The 18,273-nt window shown below is 56.7% G+C and carries 12 protein-coding genes and 3 pseudogenes; 7 read left to right on the plus strand and 8 right to left on the minus strand.

Annotation, left to right across the window (positions count from 1 at the left end; all coding sequences use genetic code 11):
• Window positions 1-116 precede the first annotated feature (116 nt).
• From AU14_RS16115 to AU14_RS16125, 3 genes and pseudogenes are all read left to right on the plus strand, one after another.
• Window positions 117-2,235: pseudogene (locus AU14_RS16115) on the plus strand (type VI secretion system Vgr family protein).
• Complete coding sequence (locus AU14_RS16120; protein WP_052472092.1) at window positions 2,232-5,600, plus strand: toxin VasX; 3,369 nt, start codon at window positions 2,232-2,234, stop codon at window positions 5,598-5,600. The pseudogene AU14_RS16115 and the gene AU14_RS16120 overlap by 4 nt, the downstream one beginning before the upstream one ends.
• Entirely contained in the window at window positions 5,597-6,463 is an 867-nt protein-coding gene (locus AU14_RS16125) for a hypothetical protein (RefSeq protein ID WP_052472093.1), read from the plus strand. Before AU14_RS16120 ends, AU14_RS16125 begins: the two co-directional genes overlap by 4 nt.
• A gap of 270 nt (window positions 6,464-6,733) precedes the next feature.
• Here the strand turns inward: AU14_RS16125 and AU14_RS16130 are convergent, their stop codons facing one another.
• The gene (locus AU14_RS16130; RefSeq protein WP_041342475.1) at window positions 6,734-7,642 is read right to left on the minus strand and encodes a DUF1853 family protein; all 909 of its coding nucleotides are present in this window, start codon (window positions 7,640-7,642) and stop codon (window positions 6,734-6,736) included.
• An 80-nt stretch (window positions 7,643-7,722) separates the two neighbouring features.
• On the opposite strand from AU14_RS16130, the gene AU14_RS16135 reads away from it, so the two are divergent.
• From AU14_RS16135 to AU14_RS16145, 3 genes are all read left to right on the plus strand, one after another.
• Window positions 7,723-8,163: a VOC family protein gene (locus AU14_RS16135; protein WP_041342478.1), complete on the plus strand. Its 441-nt coding sequence runs from the start codon at window positions 7,723-7,725 to the stop codon at window positions 8,161-8,163.
• Between the two features lie 79 nt (window positions 8,164-8,242).
• Window positions 8,243-9,646 carry a hypothetical protein gene (locus AU14_RS16140; RefSeq protein WP_041342481.1) on the plus strand — a complete coding sequence of 468 codons (1,404 nt, stop codon included), beginning with the start codon at window positions 8,243-8,245 and terminating at the stop codon, window positions 9,644-9,646.
• Window positions 9,618-9,992, plus strand: coding sequence for a hypothetical protein (locus AU14_RS16145; RefSeq protein WP_041342484.1), 375 nt, complete (start codon window positions 9,618-9,620; stop codon window positions 9,990-9,992). The genes AU14_RS16140 and AU14_RS16145 overlap by 29 nt, the downstream gene beginning before the upstream one ends.
• A gap of 41 nt (window positions 9,993-10,033) precedes the next feature.
• Here AU14_RS16145 and AU14_RS23515 read toward each other — a convergent pair.
• Window positions 10,034-10,590: pseudogene (locus AU14_RS23515) on the minus strand (cold-shock protein).
• 302 nt (window positions 10,591-10,892) lie between these two features.
• On the opposite strand from AU14_RS23515, the gene AU14_RS16155 reads away from it, so the two are divergent.
• The gene (locus AU14_RS16155) at window positions 10,893-11,111 is read left to right on the plus strand and encodes a SlyX family protein (RefSeq protein ID WP_041342487.1); all 219 of its coding nucleotides are present in this window, start codon (window positions 10,893-10,895) and stop codon (window positions 11,109-11,111) included.
• A gap of 21 nt (window positions 11,112-11,132) precedes the next feature.
• On the opposite strand, the gene dapE is transcribed toward AU14_RS16155, so the two are convergent.
• From dapE to map, 6 genes and pseudogenes are all read right to left on the minus strand, one after another.
• Entirely contained in the window at window positions 11,133-12,269 is a 1,137-nt protein-coding gene (gene dapE / locus AU14_RS16160; RefSeq protein WP_041342490.1) for a succinyl-diaminopimelate desuccinylase, read from the minus strand.
• A complete protein-coding gene (dapD, locus tag AU14_RS16165; RefSeq protein ID WP_041342493.1) occupies window positions 12,256-13,284 on the minus strand; it encodes a 2,3,4,5-tetrahydropyridine-2,6-dicarboxylate N-succinyltransferase in 1,029 nt (342 codons plus the stop codon). The genes dapE and dapD overlap by 14 nt, the downstream gene beginning before the upstream one ends.
• Before the next feature lie 30 nt (window positions 13,285-13,314).
• Window positions 13,315-13,662, minus strand: coding sequence for an ArsC family reductase (locus AU14_RS16170; protein WP_041342496.1), 348 nt, complete (start codon window positions 13,660-13,662; stop codon window positions 13,315-13,317).
• A complete protein-coding gene (gene dapC, locus AU14_RS16175; protein ID WP_041342499.1) occupies window positions 13,659-14,861 on the minus strand; it encodes a succinyldiaminopimelate transaminase in 1,203 nt (400 codons plus the stop codon). Before dapC ends, AU14_RS16170 begins: the two co-directional genes overlap by 4 nt.
• A pseudogene (locus tag AU14_RS16180) lies at window positions 14,858-17,502 on the minus strand ([protein-PII] uridylyltransferase). The gene dapC and the pseudogene AU14_RS16180 overlap by 4 nt, the downstream one beginning before the upstream one ends.
• Complete coding sequence (gene map / locus AU14_RS16185) at window positions 17,503-18,273, minus strand: type I methionyl aminopeptidase (protein ID WP_041342503.1); 771 nt, start codon at window positions 18,271-18,273, stop codon at window positions 17,503-17,505.

Genomic DNA, 18,273 nt, shown 5'->3' on the forward strand with positions numbered 1-18,273 from the left:
CAACTTCTCATCCTGAAGAGGTGAACGAGGCCATTTGATTACATTCCCCTGGACCGCCGGTATACTCACGTTCTCGCTCAGGATGAGCAGGAAATTTTTCTTCAAGGACGGAAGACATGCCCCAGGCAAGCGGATTGCAGTTCACCGCCCGTGTAGGTGAGCTCCCACCCGATGTTTTTTCTGTGGTTGGCTTTGCGCTGACCGAAGCCCTTTCCGAGTTGTTTCATGGCCGCTTGCAGCTGGCGAGTACCGATCCCGCTATTGGCGCCGCTGATGTGCTCGAGCAGCCCGTCGAACTGTTGGTCTGGCAGGATGGCGATCCGCTGCGTCGCTTCACCGGTGTGGTCAGCGAATTTGTTCGCGGCGACTCCGGCCGCCGTCGAACCCGCTATGAACTGGTCATCCAGCCGCCGTTGTGGCGGTTGGGATTGATGTACAACAGCCGGATTTTCCAGAAGCAACGTCCCGACTCCATTGCACGCACACTGCTGGAAGAGCGGGGCATTGTGGATTCAGTGTTTGAACTAAAACGCGAGCCTGCGGAGCGGGAATACTGCGTTCAGCATCGGGAAAGCGATCTGGCGTTTCTGGAACGGCTGGCTGCCGAGGAAGGCTGGCATTTCCGCTATCAGCTTGGTTCAGTAGACCGCAGTGCATCGGCTGGGCTGATTTTTTCCGACCATCACGCGATGCGCCGGTTCTGGTTCCGGCCGGATATAACGCCTCTGCGGGTGGCAGTCACCGGCAGCTGTCGGTGTTCAAGTTCCGCTACCAGGAACGCGTTCGCGCCGCTTCGGTGGCGCTCAAAGACTACACCTTCAAGAATCCCGCCTACGCTCTGATGCACGAGCAGGGCGCCAGCGCCCCCAACCATCGCGACGACTATCAGCACGTCGACTACCCGGGCCGGTTCAAGGCTGATGCCAGTGGACAGCCATTTACCCGGGCCAGACTGGATGCACTTCGAAACGACGCCAGCACCGCCCAGGGCGAAAGCAATCGCCCGGACTTCGCACCGGGCGCTAAGGTTGAGCTCACTGATCATGACCAACCGCACCTGAACCGGGACTGGCTGCTCACCGCTGTTACCCATCAGGGCCAGCAGCCGCAGGCACTGGAGGAAGAGGGCGGATCGGAACCGACTACCTACCGCAACAGCTTCAGCGCCATCCCCGCGAACCTCACCTGGCGCCCGCGGTGTGTACATCGCCCCATCATGGACGGACCGCAGATTGCAATCGTGACCGGCCCCGAGGGTGAAGAGATTCACTGCGACGAACATGGCCGAGTAAAGGTCCGCTTTCCCTGGGATCGTTACAGCCAGAACGACGAACACAGCAGCGCCTGGCTTCGGGTTAGCCAGGGCTGGGCTGGTGGGCAATATGGTTTCATGGCCTTGCCTCGCATCGGCCATGAAGTGATTGTGTCCTTCCTGGATGGCGATCCGGATCAGCCGATTATCACCGGGCGTACCTATCACGCTACCAACAAACCACCGTACCCACTGCCGGAACACAAAACCCGCACCACCCTGAAAACCCAGACTCACAAAGGCGAGGGCAGTAACGAATTACGATTCGAGGACGAAGCGGACAAGGAGCAGATCTATGTCCACGCCCAGAAAGACCTGGACCTGCTCACCGAACACAATCGCACCGAGGTCATCAGAAACGACAGCCACCTGACCGTGATAAATCACAGTTTCAGCCACGTTAAAGGAAACGAACATGCCGGCGTCGGCGGCGAAAAGCGGGAGCCTACGGTGCAGATTTCAGTCAGGACATCGGTGGCACCTGGCACAGCTCTGTCGGTGAAGTCTCCGCAAGTGAGGCCGGGAGCGAGGTTCATCATAAGGCTGGCTCCAAAGTCGTACTGGACGCCGGTGCGGAGCTCACAATTTCAGGTGGCGGCAGCTTCATCACGCTGGATGCTAGTGGTGTGACCTTGAGCGGCCCGGGCATCAAGATCAATTCAGGCGGCTCACCGGGTAGGGGCTCGAATATTGATCTGTTGAGCGCTGAGCTGCCCGCGGGCCTGAGCATGGATGGCTGTGCCGCTGCTCCTCCTGAAAAACTCGCGGAAGTCGGCCAGAGACGCAACGCCGCGGCGGAATCTGTTCCACCTCGCGAATTTGAGAAACCCCGCAGAGAGCTGATCGTCGACGTCATTGGAGGCACGTCCGCTGGTGAAGATGTGGTTGTCATTAACTCTGTAGCGGGAGAATCAGAGCAATGACCAATACCCTGAGTTTTATGGATGAAACCCTGGAAAATTCGGTGCGCCGCCGTGCCGAGTACGATGACAGCAATCCTGGTGAGCTGATTCTATCGGTTCCGAAACGCGCCGGCGGGTACATCAATCTCACTCTTCTGGAGCGTGCCCAATCGAGTGTCGAGCAGGACGAGCACCAGGAAAACACGCTGCTTCGCATTAAACCGCTGGCGGAGCTTGCCGAAAATCTTCCCTTTAAATCCGGTGGACTGACTTTCCATACCGGGCGGGCTGTTGCTCTGCTGCGCCCGGGTTATTTGTACGTGTTCCGAGGGAGCGAGCTCTGGCGTGAGCTGGAAATTGACACTCATGGGTTGATGAGTGATGTCGACCTCCAAAGTGTTCGTCTGGCCCGGGCGAAATTCGAGAAGCCCGGAAGCGTAGTCCGAGCCAGCGAAGGTGAATGGCTATCAAACCTCCTGGTGCCTGTTCTCTTGCAAGGGCGAGCTGTCATCAATGAAATTCGTGTTGCCTACAGCGAAGTCCAGTGGGACTGGCGTTACATAACTCGTCTTGAGCAGGACGCCAATGCGAGGCTCACCCGAACCAGTGGCATCGAGCATGCCTGGCCAGCCGTCACGGTCGACGACCTTGTCTTCGAGAAGGGCTATCCGGCATCGAGCATTGCGAATGTGACTGCTCTACGGGCCCGGGATCTTGGTATGGAGCTGATGCTGGAAAACCCGGCTGTCTACCAACCTGACTTCGCAACACCTGATGACACCGAACTGTGTATGCGCCTGACTCGTCGCCTCGAGCAGATTGCCTCTGACGATGGCCACGATTCAATGGGTATGGACCTCAACGGGGAAGCAGGCGAAGACCTGCTGAAAGAGCTTCGCAGTCAAAAGGGGGTTGTCGGTGTTTCAATCCCCGACCCGCTTTTCCAGCTGCGTCACTCATTGGCCCAGCTGCACCTCGCACTCCATTACCTCGATGCCGTGGATACCTCGATCAAGCAGAAGCCTATGGCCCACTCCGCCATGCTGATCCGACAGGCTGTATTTGATCCATTGACCCTGGATGGCAAAACCGATCTGCAGAAATACGCAGATGCCATCGACAAAGAAAAGCTTGATGCGGTGCTCGATACCAAAGAAAAGGACCACGCGGTTGCTGTCATTAACCGGCATGTGGAACGACTTCAGGAGATGATGAAAAGCTCGGTTCTGGCGGCGGTGCTGGATGATTACCGAGAATGCGGGGACCTGGCAATCTGCGAGGGATACCTGCTGATTGCGGATAAGTTGAACCTTTTACAGCAGATACCGGGGGTTCTCAGGGCAAACGGCTTTGCCAGAGAGAGTGATCTCTTCAAGAGCCTCAAGCGGTGGCTCTTTGACAGCGACTTCCTGACGGCCTGGGCACCTCAATCTCCAGATGCTGATGACGACGAATTGTCCGAAGAGTCCAAGTCGGCACATGACCTGCTCCTGCGGCTGACGGAGGATCGTAGTGAGATTACGGAGGAGATGCTGGACCGATTGAATCTCCAGTCCCTTGCTTATCTGGAAAAACAGCTCCACGACCGCGAGGCTGGCGATGGTGGAATCGTCAAAAATATTTCGGACGCAGGCAAGGTGGGTAGCCTGGTCGCACGCGCCTTGGAGGAATGGAGCACAGCAGTCCTGAAGGTAGGCGAGCGGCTCATGGAAGAGGGCGTGGTGAGTCAGGTCGACATACAAAGGGTGATGCAGTCTGCAGCCTCGAACTTCACTCTGGCTGACCCGGCACTTGCTGGCATCAGCATTGTCAGTCGTCGCGGTGTTGAGTCGTCGGGCACGATTCTTGGGGTGAGAGGCGAGGGCCTGACTCGCGGGCTGACGGAGTTCGACCGGACTGAAGGCATCCTGACGCGTAAAAACGATTATCTCTACGCCGATCTAGTCGACGATACCGGCGAGATGTTGGGTTCGACCAGCCCCTCCAGGGCGGTGGACGAACTGGAGTTAGCGATCCAGAAAGCCGCCGGTCATGCATCGGTTTTTTATGCTCCGGCGGGGCATGCGGAAGCAAAGAAACTTGGTTTGATTAGGGTCGATTTTGCCAAGAGTGTTAACGATATTGTCGATGGGCCGGCGGTCTCGCGAGGGCTTCTTGCGTTAGCAGTATTCAACTTGGCGGTCGAGTTAATATCGATAAACGCGGCACGCGATAAATGGACTGGCGAAGAACTCGCGTGGGCTTACGGGAGGGCGGCCGCCGGAGGTCTATCTGAAATCACCGCGGCATCCCTAAAGTTGTCGATAGTCCTAAACTCGAACGCCGCACAGGGCACAGGTAACAAGGTTTTTCGATTCGCAGTCAGGCCACTTTTTGACCTCAAGAATTGGTTTTTTATTGGCAACCGGTTGAGAAAAGTGGGGGCCTCGACCTTGGTGCGAACCGTTGGTTTGGCCAGTTTCACTGCTGGTGCCATCGGAGCGTCTATTAGCGGCCTCAATCTGCATAAAAGCCTAGCGAATAACGATTATGATTCGGCGACTGGGCACGCCGTTGCACTGGCTGGTGGGATAATCTTTTTCTCAAATCCGCTGATGGCCACAATTCTTGCTATTCCTGGGTGGGGATGGGCCGTTCTTGGAATGTCGATGGTTGTGGGAGGTGCCCTTTATGCTGGCCTGGCGGCGGACGATTGCTTTGAGCAGCTCTTAAAACACGGTCCTCTGGGTAAATACGAGGGCCAGGGTGATAAATCAGTGAATGATCCGGCTTATTTTGGCCAGTTACTCACTTTGCTATCTCCAATTTCTGTGACTGCCCAAAAGTATGGGGACTCTGATCAAGATCCGGATCTCTCAAATGAAGACCACCCTCCGACCTCGGACGACTATGTAATCACCATTAAAACCCCTCTCGTAAGCCAACTGACGATCTCAGGTTCTCTGCAACCAAGCTTGCCGCAGAATTCGTTTAAACTCGTCGTTCAAGAGTTGGCCTATGTCTCATCGACCACGGCAGTGCCGGGTTCAGGTGGGGCAGTGCACGATTATTATCTCCGGAGTACTTCCCAATTAAGAAAGGTTGTCTCTCGACAATCTCTGCCTACACAGTCAGCTGTGAGGTTCCTCGTGAAACGGAATTTGCATGAGAGGGCTCTACAAGGTTTCGGGTATCACGAGTCGATAATTACAGCTGTTAGGGTCGGGTTGCAGGCGGTCATTTCAACAGAACTGGGGTCTATCGCATTCCCTTCCCCGATATCTGAAAAGTATGAACCTTTCGATATGGCTCGTCATAGTAGCCCTCCGGCGAAAAGCAAAGGCGGCGTTGCCCCCGGTGGTCAGACCGAATCCCCTTACTGGTTTTTTACTGAGGTGGCCATATGAGCGAGGCGGAAGAATTCGAGATTCGTAAGACAGCGTTCGAGGCCTCGGCTATTGCGCCGCTACCTACAGCGAACGCCAAGCGCAATCGAATGGGAGATGAACTTCAACCGACGGGCGTCTATGCGCGCATCGACCCTTTCTACAGAATATTGCAGGATGCAGAAATCGTTCAGGAGCATGAGGTCACCGATCCAGACTTTCAAAGTAAGCACTGGTGGTGGAACCATCAAAAAATTCGATTTCTCAACGAAAAAGTAGGCTTGAAAATTATACTGTTGGCGCTTCCTTTTGCCTGGGTCCTCTTTCTCTGGTTTTCCGTGCCGGTGGCAATTTCTCAGGTCGTAGCTCATTGGTTGTACGGAAGTTCTGTGTCGGATTTCCTCTACCTCCTAGCCCTATTTGGGGGCGTTGGCGTCGGCTTTGCTTGGATTGTTTTCGCGATTTGGATAACTCCTTGCACCACCAACTGGCTAATGAGCACCGGAATTGCGTTTTTCCTCAAGCCATTCGAGAAAACCATAGAGAGAAAATTCGACAAGGCTTTGGAGGATGGATGTAGTGAGTTCAATCGTTTAACTGGCCAGGTTCGTTTCGCGATGGGACGCAAGCGATTTTTCGAAGCGCCGTTTGTGGAGTTCGATGCCTACGTTGAGCGGGTTATCCAGCACGGCGGTATCTTCTACCGACTGATGTTCGTCCATCGCTACACCCAAAAGACTTTCAACCAGACTTGGCTCAGCGGCATTGAGGCTACGAAGGGAGAAGTACTGGCACTGTGGATATGCTTCAACGCTACATGGACGTGTCTGAACCGTTACCTGATGTGCCTCGGTTGGAACCATTTCGTCATCTGGACCCCGTGACTCGCAAACATGACAACGAGACCAACCGAAACCCCAGGTACTGGCGTGACCTCGACCTTGAGCCTGGAGAGCAAGCGAGGGCGCGGAGATGTTAAGACGGCAAAATCAGTATCCCTGGGCGTCTCGCCAGTGCAAATTGACACCTCACCTTGGCAAGGTGTCCATGGCCGAGTATCGGGAACTGCGCCCGGAGGGCGCTTGGCCTATTTGATAAATCGAAAGGGGCATATTCTCCGTCTTCGCCTCGAATCACTTCGATGCGTAGATCGACTACTTGGGCTGCGCAGGCCAGGACGAAGGTACAACAAAGATTCGCCTTCGTTCCTGCCAGTGGTCGGAAGCGCTATCGCGACTCAGTTCTGAGAACAGTCGCGGAATGCGGTCGACTTGGATGTCAGTGATCGCTTGTCTGGCTTCGGTGCCCGATGGTGTTGCGGACTGGCACCAGGGGCCCACCCAGTGTGGCTTGTTCAGTTGGACCCAGGTTGAGGTATCCGTTTCTTCCAGCGTGTCGGCATAGGTCCAGCAGCCGCGAAGATGGTTTTGGGGTGTTGTCGAAGGTGCTTCAAGGGCAATGGCTAACGGATAGAACAGGTAGCCGGGCATGAATATCCGGGCGGTTATTGGGCCGTTTATTCCGTGGCTTGAAAGTAATGCCAGTGTTTCCGGCTGCTGGGTGCGGGTGCTCTGATGATTGACCAGCCGATCACCTTTTATATCCAGTCGATCCCGGGCATTGGGGCCGTACCAGAGCGCTTCGCTGCCACCGTTGGGTACCCCCAGATAGTACTTGATGGCAATCTCATGGTGTTCAATTCGATCGTCTGTGGTGTTGTGAACGATAAAATCCAGTTCTCCCAGCGTGTGTCTGTTGGATTGGATCTGGACATTCTTCAGCAGGATCTCCCAGCCGAGCAGGTCGGAGAGCATTACTTCGTAGAGTCGCTCGAAGTAAAAGCCAAGCCTGCGCTGGGGAACTTCTCTAAGCAGCGCTGGTGCGGTCTCGGGGTTCTGGTCCCATTTTTTCAGGGTTTCGAGATAATCCGGGGGCAGGTAATCGCTGGGCTGAAAGGTTGCCGGCGAATGTAACAGCTGAGGCGCAGAACACAGCCACCCCAGGTGGCGAACCGCAGGATGCTGGAAATCAAGAAGGCTATTGTTGGGGGTACGTACAGTCATCCGTCCAGAATACCGTAAACTGGTTGTCAGGTAAGGGCGAACCCACGCCCGACATCAGTTAGCCGTAAACAGGAGCCGATATGCAATACCTGCACACCATGATCCGTGTCAGCAACCTCGACGAGACTTTGCACTTTTTCTGTGACCTTCTGGGCATGAAAGAAATCAGTAGGAAGAGCAGCGAAAAAGGCCGTTTTACCCTGGTGTTCCTGGCAACTCCAGAGGATGAGGCGCGCGCCCGGGAAGAGAAGGCGCCAATGATTGAACTGACCTACAACTGGGATCCGGAAGAGTATTCCGGCGGCAGGAATTTTGGCCATCTGGCGTACCGGGTGGACGACATTTATGCGCTGTGTGAGCACCTGCAGGCGAATGCTGTCACCATCAATCGTCCTCCCAGAGATGGGCATATGGCCTTCGTGCGCACCCCCGACGGCATTTCCATTGAGCTCCTGCAAAAAGGTGAGGCGCTTGCGTCAAAAGAGCCGTGGGCCAGCATGGAAAACACTGGTAGCTGGTAGGCTGCCGGTTCCGGGGAGCTTAGTGCTTTAGCCCCAGCTTTTTGCATCAGGATGATGCGGTTTCAACATGGAGCGTGTGATGGATGATTGGCAAGGATGCCTGGCGCCTGAATGCCAGGCGGCGCTGGTAAAAGCGCGAGACAGTGTCGGTGAGCGCGGTGGTGCCGTTATCACTGTGGAAGATTTTCTGCTCGCGCTTCTTGATACCTGCCCCGATATTCCCCGTTTTCTGCGCGGCTGCGGGATTGATCTTGATGAGCTGGTGCGAACGGTACAGTGTGAGCAACCGATCGTCACCGAGGTTGGTGCAGAGGGCGCGTTGTCGTCTCAGCTGGTCGACTGGTTTGCTTGCTCCCGAGAGCTCAGCGACGCACCCTGGCTCGAATGGAATCTGCTCCTCAGCGTGCTCACGACGGGCATGGAGCGATTGCGGGATAAGGCTTATGTTGCGGTGCTTGAGTTGGTACCCCATTGGCCATGTGAAAGCATAGATACTGTCCCAGCCGGAATCGCATCCAATACCGGTGCGCCTCTGGTGGCTACCAATGCGCAGTGGGTGGAGCTGGCGGAGGATGTTGCCATCACGGTTTCTGCCTCATCCTCTTCGTTGCTTTGGATTCGAGCAGAATCTGGAGCGGGTAAGTCCAGTTGGCTGCCCATTATGCTGGCGGCGGTAAACCGGGATTATCTGGAGCTGGATCTGCGTCGTGAGGCCGAGGTAATGGCAAACGACCTGCCGGCTCTCGCTGCGTCCGATCAGACCTCACCGCGTGAATGGCCATTGCTGGTGCTGGACAACACGTCGCCATCGGACCTGATGCTCATGATGGAACGGCCGGGAAGCCTGGCGTCTGAGCTGGTCAGCAACTGGCGAGGACCGATCCTGTTACTCGGGCCGGAGCGCGCAGAGGACGATCAGTGTTTCTTAGAGCGTCGTTTGGGGCGAGCTCTCGAGATTGTTGATTTGCCGGATTCCGATGCTGTTCAGCGCGAGGCGATACTGACTGCGCATCAGCCTGACATCGAAAAGCGTTGGAAGGTTGAGCTGTCCGGACCGGTCCTTCGGTTTGCGGCCCAATGTGCAAACAACCGTATAACCACGCCCGGTGCCATGCTGGAGTGGGTGGAACGGGCCGCCGCCAGGCTGGATCTTTTTGCCCGTTGCGGACCCATGGGCAGAGTGGCTCTGGCCGGGGCGGCAGATACTTTGCACCGGCAGAATCTGGTGGCGTTGGCGCGTGCGGAGGCGCCGCCTCCAATCGCTGAGACGCTGGGCGACATCGAGCGCCGGCAAGCTGCATTGGAAAGAACCTGGTGTGAGCGAAAAGCTGCAGGCACGCTGAGGCGATTGTCGGTGGCTGACCTGCAGCGTGAACTGGAACGTTGGCTTGCAGCAGACACCGGCCCGGTTCACTATGTGCTGCATTGTAATCAACAGGATGGAGATTCAGCCGGTGCAGGATCTGGAAATATACATTCGTGACCTTGCAGAGGGCACTGTTTCACAATGGCTGACAGGTCATCTGGACAGTCTGGAGTTGGATGACAGTCAGGTGACGTCAGTGATCAAGGGGCACGCCCTGTGTGCGGGTACACGGTTGAGGATATCGCTGTATCCGGGTGCATTCGGAAAACGTTTCACCTGTCTGGTGATGGAAGGGGAGAGTCTGCCCTGGCATACCGACCTGGAGTGCGCGAGGAGCGCCTGGCGTTCAATGGATACGGAGATCCGATGCAGTCCGGGCGATTGGAAGGAAGGAGAGCCGGTCGCTGAGGAAAAATGGTGGCGGTTGGATCACCGGGGTGAAAACCTGGTCGTCTGGAACTAAAAAAGGCAGCCCGAGGGCTGCCTTTTTCTTGAACACCGGTGTCAGTCGCTCAGGATAGACACGTTGTCCGCCTGCAAGCCTTTGTCCGCTTCCACAACATTGAAGCGAACCAGTTGACCCTGGCGCAGAACCCGGCGGCCGCGGCCACGAATGGCGCGGAAGTGAACGAATACCTCGTCACCACTGTCGCGAACGATAAAGCCGAAGCCTTTCTTCACGTTAAACCACTTTACGGTGCCTTCTTCGTCACCCTCGGGGCTGCCGTCGTCGTAGTCGCCGTCATCTTCATCATTGTACGACTGGCTCTGTGAGCGTGCGGTTGAACCAGATGAGCTGCGTGCTGTGCTCTTCTGCTTGGCCGACAGGGATACTGCCAGGAAACCGGCCACGGTGAAGATCACCAGTGCAATGATATAGGCGGCAATCCCCTGGGCACTACCAAGGACAAACGTGTGCTGTTGGCCAATTCGCTGGATTCGGACTGCGACAGGATCTGGAACAGTTCCGGGGTAAATGATACCAGCAGGAAACCGAGGATAAAGGGAGCTGGAATGGCGATCAGAAGAGCAACAAGGATCGCTTTGGCTGGATTACGCATTGACTAAGATTTCTCCATTCTTGTAACGCTAACGATAAAAAACCGGATATCGGGTAAAATCGCATACCCGGTCGATGAAAACCGCCGGTTGGCCTGTTGGTAAAGGCGCCTGCGGGCAAAAGCGGCATGATACCAGATTATCCGGTTTGCTGACTAAGGCAATGCGGCTGTCAGGTCCAGAACGTGCTGAAGTTATCAGTCGAAGCTATCAACCAAAGCTATCAGCAAAAGAAAGCAGAGGCGCCGAAAGTCACACAGTCACATTCTCAAACGATCCGTGCACGGGAGTTGCAGCAGCAATTATGAGTGAGAAAGATCTGGAAACACGACTCGACGAACTGGAAACGCGGATGGCATTCCAGGATGACGTCATAAATACGCTGAGTGAGCAGGTGGCTAAGCAGGAATTGGAGCTTCGCGAGTTGTGGCAAGCCAAGCAGCTGTTGCATCGGCAATTGAAAGAAGTTTCCCCCTCGAACATCAAGAGTGAAGAGGAGGAAACACCGCCCCCTCATTACTGAGGCAGGGCGGCTTGGGCGGCGTCAGGCCAGAAGCTCAACCAGAATTTGCTCGTAAATCTGGGAAAGCGTATTCAGATCCTCGGCCTTCACGCACTCGTCCACCTTGTGGATAGTGGCATTGATGGGGCCGAGCTCCACGACCTGAGCACCGGTAGGGGCGATAAAGCGCCCATCGGATGTTCCGCCTGAGGTCGACAGCTCAGTTTCCCGGCCAGTGACTGTCCGAATGGCATTCTGGCTGGCTGAAACCAGCGCGCCGCGATCAGTCAGGAACGGCCTGCCACTCAGATGCCAGTCCAGATCATATTTCAGGCCGTGCCGGTCCAAAATGGCGACCACGCGCTCTTCAAGACTCTCGGCGGTGTTCTCGGTGCAGTAACGAAAGTTGAAATGCACCAGGCACTCGCCAGGAATGATGTTGCTTCCGGTTCCAGATTCGATCTTGGTGATCTGAAAGGTCGTGGGCGGGAAGAAATCGTTGCCATTGTCCCAGAACTCCCGGGCCAGCGCGTCCAGAGCCGGCGCGGCTGTGTGTACGGGATTGTCTGCCAGATGGGGGTACGCGACATGGCCCTGAACACCTCGAACCGTCAGGTAGCCGTGCAAAGAGCCACGGCGGCCATTCTTGATCACATCCCCGACTTCCGTCGTGCTGGAGGGCTCACCGATCAGGCACCAGTCAATCTTCTCGTTCCGGGCTTCCAGGGTTTCTACCACCTTCACGGTACCGTCCTGGGCCGGACCTTCCTCGTCACTGGTGATCAGCAGCGCGATTGACCCACGATGGTTAGGATAGGCCTCAACGAAGCGTTCACAGGCGGTGACGAACGCTGCCAGGCTGCCTTTCATATCGGCTGCCCCGCGACCCAGCAGGAAGCCGTCCTTGATGACCGGCTCGAACGGCGGGTGGGCCCAGTTTTTCTCCGGGCCCGTTGGCACCACGTCGGTGTGACCGGCAAAGGCCAGCACCGGACCCTCTGAACCCTTTCGGGCCCAGAGGTTGTCAGTGTCACCAAACCTCAGGTTTTCGCCGTCAAAACCGAGCGGTCCCAGGCGCGACATCATCAGCGCCTGACAGCCCGCGTCATCCGGTGTGACGGATTGCCGGCGGATCAGGTCAATGGCCAGCTCAAGGGTTTTCGACTCAGTTGTTTGCATGCAGTTCTTCGTTCAGCTCGATGGCGGACTTGTTGGTTTTGCATTCCACGGTGCCAGTCTGGCTGTTGCGACGGAACAGCAGGTCGGGCTGGTTTGCCAGGTCACGGGCCTTGATAACTTCCACCAGCTTATTGTTGTCATCCAGCAGTGCTACTTTGGTACCTGCGGTGATATACAGGCCGGCCTCAACCTTGCAGCGGTCACCCAAGGGGATACCGATGCCGGCATTGGCGCCGATCAGGCAGTTCTCACCCACCGCGATGATGATGTTGCCACCACCGGACAGAGTGCCCATGGTGGAGCAGCCGCCACCCAGGTCGGAGCCCTTGCCGATCATGACGCCCGCCGAAATGCGGCCCTCGATCATGCTGGTGCCCTCGGTACCTGCGTTGAAGTTGATAAAACCTTCGTGCATGACAGTAGTACCTTCGCCGACGTAGGCACCGAGACGCACCCGGGCGGTGTCCGCAATGCGTACGCCGGATGGCACCACGTAATCGGTCATCTGCGGGAACTTGTCGACGGATTTTACTTCCAGCGTGCGGCCTTCAACCCGTGCCTGCAGCTGGCGGTCCGGCAGCTCGCCCAGATCGACAGCGCCTTCGCTGGTCCAGGCGAGGTTCGGAAGCAAACCGAAAATGCCGTCGAGCTTCAACGCGTGGGGCTTGGTCATGCGATGGGAAATCAGGTGCAGTTTGAGGTATACCTCAGGCGTGCTGGAAGCCGTGTCGTCGGTTTCCAAGATGGTCACTACAACCGGACGTTTGCTGTTTGCGGCGGTTTCCGCAAGCCGTGCCTGGTCGGCCTCGCCAATCTGACGCAGAGCGTGGGCAAGTTGGCTGAGCTGCTCGGCGGTGGCGCTGATCGCCTGATTTCCGCCCTTGTAGTCCAGGGCGTTCTGAACCACTTCCATCAGGGCGTTATCGGGGGTCATAACCGGCTGCTGGTAATAGACTTCCAGCCAATGTCCCTGCCTGTTCTGGGTGCCGATGCCGATACCGAATGCGAAACTCATCAGGTGGTTGCTCCTTTATGATCGTCAGACTTAAGCGTTTGAAAACTGTTGGGCCCAATCGTCGGCCTTGAAGCCAACGGAAATCGAACCTTCATGCTCGACCACCGGTCGTTTAATGATGGAAGGATTTTCCAGCATGAGGTTGTGGGCAAATGAACCGTCTATGGTATCACGAACCTCGTCCGGAAGTTTGCGCCAGGTGGTGCCACGGCGGTTAAGCAAGGTTTCCCAGCCAACCGCCTGTTTGAGTCTTTGGAGCAGGGCGTCATCCAGGCCGTCTTTTTTGAAGTCGTGAAAGCTGTGTTCAATGCCTTGCTCGTCGAGCCATTTGCGAGCTTTCTTGACGGTGTCGCAGTTTTTGATGCCGTAAATCTTCATGGGGTATTTGCCTTCACAAATTCAACAATTCGCCGCGCTGCTTCCACGCACTCTTCCAGGGGCGCCACCAGGGCCATCCGAACTCGGTTTTCTCCGGGGTTGTGGCCCTCGACGGTACGGGACAGGTAGCGACCGGGCAGCACATGCACGTTTTGCTGGGCCGACAGTTCCCGGGCGAAGGTTTCGTCGTCCATGGGTGTGACTGGCCACAGGTAAAAACCTGCATCGGGGAATTCGACGTCCATGACCTCGCGAAGAACGGGCACTACGGCCTCAAACTTGGCGCGATAGGCGGTTCGATTCTCAACCACGTGAGCTTCGTCCTGCCATGCAGCAATGCTGGCCAGCTGGTTGTGGATGGGCATGGCGCAGCCGTGGTAAGTGCGGTATTTCAGGAACCCCTTGAGTACCGAGGCATCGCCGGCCACGAAGCCGGATCGCAGGCCTGGCAAGTTACTGCGCTTGGACAGGCTGTGGAACACGATGCAGCGGGCAAAGTCATTGCGGCCAATGGCGGCGCAGGTTTGCAGCAGGCCCTCGGGCGGCTGGTTTTCATCGGGGTAAAGTTCGGAATAGCATTCGTCCGAGGCAACGATGAAGTCGTGCTTGTCTGCCAGTTCGATGACTTGTACCAGAGTCTCCCGGGGCATCACCGCACCACTGGGATTGCCCGGCGAGCACAGGAAAAGGATCTGGCAGTCTTGCCAGACCGAATCCGGTACCGCGCCAAAATCAGGAATGAAGCCGTTGGATCCGTCACAGGGCAGGTAGACGGGGGTGGCACCAGCCAGGAAAGCGGCGCCTTCGTACACCTGGTAGAACGGGTTCGGGCTAACCACCGTGGCGGAATCGCTGCCTGCGACAACGGACTGGACCAGGGAGAAAATGCCCTCCCGGGTTCCGTTGACCGGAACAATATTGTCGGCCGCGCTCAGTGAGCCGGTTTCAAGTTGGAAGCGTCGGGTTGCCCACTCGGCGATGGTGGTGCGCAACTCGTCGGTGCCCTTGGTCGTCGGGTAATTGGCGAGCTTGTCGAGATTGTCCGCGATAACCTGCTTTACGAACTCGGGTGACGGGTGTTTGGGCTCGCCGATGCCCAGAGAAATTGGCCGCAGGTGTTCTGGTGTGGAGATGCCTGCTTTTAGCTTGGCCAGTTTTTCGAAGGGGTAGGGATGAAGTCGGTCCAGGTTTGGATTCATTGAATATCGTCCAGCATTTTACAGAGGTCTTGCTGCAATTCATGGCATATCGTCGGATCGCGCAGGGGTTCGCCCTGTTCGTCAGTCACGAAGAAGACGTCTTCCACTCGTTCGCCGAGGGTTGCGATCTTGGCATTGGTCAGGCGCACCCGGTGATCCAGAAGTACTTGCCCGATACGGGCCAACAGGCCAGGTCGGTCCGGCGTAATCACTTCCATGACTGTACGCTGATTGATGGTGTCGTTTGAGAAGGTCACCTCGGTGGGAAACGCGAAGTGCTTCAGCTGCCGCGGTGTGCGGCGATGAATGATGTCGGGGTAATCATCAGGATCGTCCAGCTCTTCAATCAAGCGTTTTCGCACCCGGTCCTTGCGCGCCGGGTCTGTGCCCAGAGGCTGGCCTTTTTCATCCAGCACGACATAGGAGCTGATCGAATAGGGGCCTTCGCTCGAACTTATCCGGGCATCCACGATATTGAGATTCAGTTGCTCCAGCACCGCTGTAGTGGCAGCGAACAGTGCAACCCGGTCTTTCATATAGATGATGATCTGGGAGTAGCCATCTGTGGGGCCGCCGCGGGTGTCGCGAATCAGCACCAGCGGATCCGGATTGTCGCCGTGACGGATAATGGCGGCCGTCTGCCAGGCAATATCCACGGTCGAATCCTGCAGGAAATAGTCCTCATCGACCGTGTCCCAGATGTGATCAATCTGTTCGTCGGTCATATTCTGGGCGTGCAGGATTTCCCGGGCTTCCGACTGTGTGGCACTGACCCATTCATGACGTTTGATCGGTGTTTCCGTACCCCGGCGCAGGGCGCGCTTTGCTTCGATGTACAGCTGGCGCAACAGCGAGGCACGCCAGGTGTTCCACAGTTTCGGGTTGGTGGCGCTGATATCGCAGACGGTCAGAACGTACAGGTAGTCCAGGTGTGCCTGACTGGGTACTGCTTGGGCGAAGTTGTGAATGATGTCGGGGTCAGAGATGTCCTTGCGCTGAGCTGTCATAGACATCAGCAGGTGATTCTCCACCAGCCAGGACACCAGCTTGGTATCGCGCTCGCTCAGGTGATGTCGCTGGCAAAAGGCCTCAGCATCAATTGCGCCCAGTTCCGAGTGATCGCCGCCACGGCCCTTGGCGACATCGTGATAGATGCCGGCAATGTACAGGGTTTCCAGCTTCGGTAAACGGTGGATCAGTCGTGAGGCCAGCGGGTATTCGGTGCGTGCCCCGGTGCTGTTCAGTCGTACCATGTTGCGGATCACCCTCATGGTGTGGGCGTCCACGGTATAGATGTGAAACAGGTCGTGCTGCATTTGCCCGATAATCTGGCCAAATTCCGGCAGATACCGGCCGAGCACGTTGTATTTCTTCATGGCTGACAGGGTCTGGTCCAGGGCGTGCGGGGTTCGCAGCAGTTCCATGAACAGCGTGGTTACTGCCAGGTCCGACCGGAAGGCGTCGTCAACCAGGTGTCTGTGGGCTCGCAGGGATCGAATGGTCGTGGCCCTGATTCCCTTGATCTCCGAGTGCTGCGCCATCAGCACGAAAATTTCCATGATGGCGTAGGGAGCGTAGGCGAACACCTGATTGTTCACCGCTTCTATATAACGGTTGCGAATCTGGAAGCGCTTGTTCAGCGGCTGGATGTCGTCGATGGTGCCTGTGCCCAGGATCGCTTCGTCGTAGTATTGAAGGATAACGTCGGCGAGCTCTGCCAGTGCCAGCACCGTGCGGTAATAGGACTGCATCATCAGCTCAACGCCGAGACGCTTGCCCTCGTCGTGGTAACCGAGCATTTGTGCCAGTGCACGCTGATGATCAAACAATAGCCGGTTCTCGGGCCGGTCAGCCAGCAATTGCAGGCCGTAGCGAAGTTGCCAGAGGAAAGTCTCGCCCTGGAACAGAATCTGGTGTTCTTCTTCCGTCAGGATGCTGAACCGGGTCAGGTCGGCGATGTTTTGGAGGCCAAAGTGCCGCTTGGTGATCCAGCCAATGGTCTGGATATCCCTCAATGCGCCGGGCGAACCCTTCACATTCGGTTCCAGGTTGTACTCAGTGTCGCCGTATTTGTCGTGGCGATCCCGCTGCTCCTGTCGCTTGGCAATGAAGTAATCGCGATCGGTGCTGACGCCATCGCCATAGACCTGGGTGCTCAGCTCGTCCCGGAGCTCGTCCGGGCCTGCGATGGTGCGGGTTTCCAGCAGGTTGGTGAGGATAGTGACGTCATCGCGGGCAGCGGCTTTGCTTTCCTCTATGCTGCGAACGCTGTGGCCAATGTCGAGCTTCAGATCCCAGAGCAGCGTGATGAAGCGCTCAGGTCGTCCTGCCAGCTCTCTTCGATACTGGAACGGGTGAGGATCAGCAGGTCGATGTCTGACTGGGGGTGCAGCTCCCCGCGGCCATAGCCGCCGACCGCGACCAGTGCGATGTCCGGCGAGCTGGAGAAGGGGTAGCGATTCCAGATCAGCCTGAGCACCGTGTCCACGGTGTCGGCGCGGGAATGGACAAGGGCGCGAACATCGGCGCCCTGGCGGAAGGCTTCCGCGTCGGCATTGTACCGCTCTCTCAACAGCTCACGGGCTGCAGACACCGGGGAGGCGTCGTTACTGATGCGCGACTCCAGTTCGCTAAGGTCCACTTAGAAGGACTCTTCCGCTCGTTTGGTCAGAACTTCGTGGCCATCGGCGGTGACCAGAATAGTGTGTTCCCATTGAGCGGACAGCTTGTGATCCTTGGTGACCACCGTCCAGCCATCTGGCAGCAGCTTGGTCGTGTACTTGCCCTGGTTGATCATCGGCTCGATGGTGAAGGTCATGCCTTCCTGCAGCTCCATGCCTGTGCCGGGCTTACCGTAATGCATCACCTGCGGCTCTTCGTGGAACACCTTGCCGATGCCGTGGCCGCAGTAATCACGAACCACCGAATAACGATGCTTTTCAGCGTGCTGCTGGATAACGTGGCCGATGTCGCCCAGGCGTGTGCCCGGCTTGACCAGTTCGATACCTTTATAGAGGCACTCCTGGGTAATGCTGATCAGTCGCTCGGTGCCGGGCTTGGGTTTGCCCACTGTCCACATCTTGCTGGTGTCGCCGTGGTACTCATCCTTTATGACCGTGACATCAATATTCAGGATGTCGCCATCTTTCAGGATTTTCTTCTCTGACGGGATGCCGTGACAGATCACGTGGTTGACGGAAGTGCAGACCGACTTCGGAAACCCTTTATAGTTCAGCGGAGCAGGGATCGCCTTCTGTTCATTCACGATGTAGTCGTGGCAGATTCGATCAATCTCTTCGGTGCTGATTCCAGGCTTGATGTGTTCGCCAATCATTTCGAGCACTTCGGCGGCCAAGCGGCCGGCAACGCGCATTTTTTCGATTTCTTCCGGGGTCTTGATCGATACTTGCAT

The sequence above is a fragment of the Marinobacter similis genome (assembly GCF_000830985.1).
In the GTDB taxonomy this organism is placed as follows: Bacteria; Pseudomonadota; Gammaproteobacteria; order Pseudomonadales; family Oleiphilaceae; genus Marinobacter; species Marinobacter similis.

Coding starts and splice junctions, on each gene's coding strand:
- AU14_RS16120 (WP_052472092.1), top strand. CDS start 2,232: ATGACCAATACCCTGAGTTTTATGGATGAAACCCTGGAAAATTCGGTG.
- AU14_RS16130 (WP_041342475.1), bottom strand. CDS start 7,642: ATGACTGTACGTACCCCCAACAATAGCCTTCTTGATTTCCAGCATCCT.
- dapE (WP_041342490.1), bottom strand. CDS start 12,269: ATGCAAACAACTGAGTCGAAAACCCTTGAGCTGGCCATTGACCTGATC.
- AU14_RS16170 (WP_041342496.1), bottom strand. CDS start 13,662: ATGAAGATTTACGGCATCAAAAACTGCGACACCGTCAAGAAAGCTCGC.
- AU14_RS16155 (WP_041342487.1), top strand. CDS start 10,893: ATGAGTGAGAAAGATCTGGAAACACGACTCGACGAACTGGAAACGCGG.
- dapC (WP_041342499.1), bottom strand. CDS start 14,861: ATGAATCCAAACCTGGACCGACTTCATCCCTACCCCTTCGAAAAACTG.
- dapD (WP_041342493.1), bottom strand. CDS start 13,284: ATGAGTTTCGCATTCGGTATCGGCATCGGCACCCAGAACAGGCAGGGA.
- map (WP_041342503.1), bottom strand. CDS start 18,273: ATGCAAGTATCGATCAAGACCCCGGAAGAAATCGAAAAAATGCGCGTT.
- AU14_RS16135 (WP_041342478.1), top strand. CDS start 7,723: ATGCAATACCTGCACACCATGATCCGTGTCAGCAACCTCGACGAGACT.
- AU14_RS16140 (WP_041342481.1), top strand. CDS start 8,243: ATGGATGATTGGCAAGGATGCCTGGCGCCTGAATGCCAGGCGGCGCTG.
- AU14_RS16125 (WP_052472093.1), top strand. CDS start 5,597: ATGAGCGAGGCGGAAGAATTCGAGATTCGTAAGACAGCGTTCGAGGCC.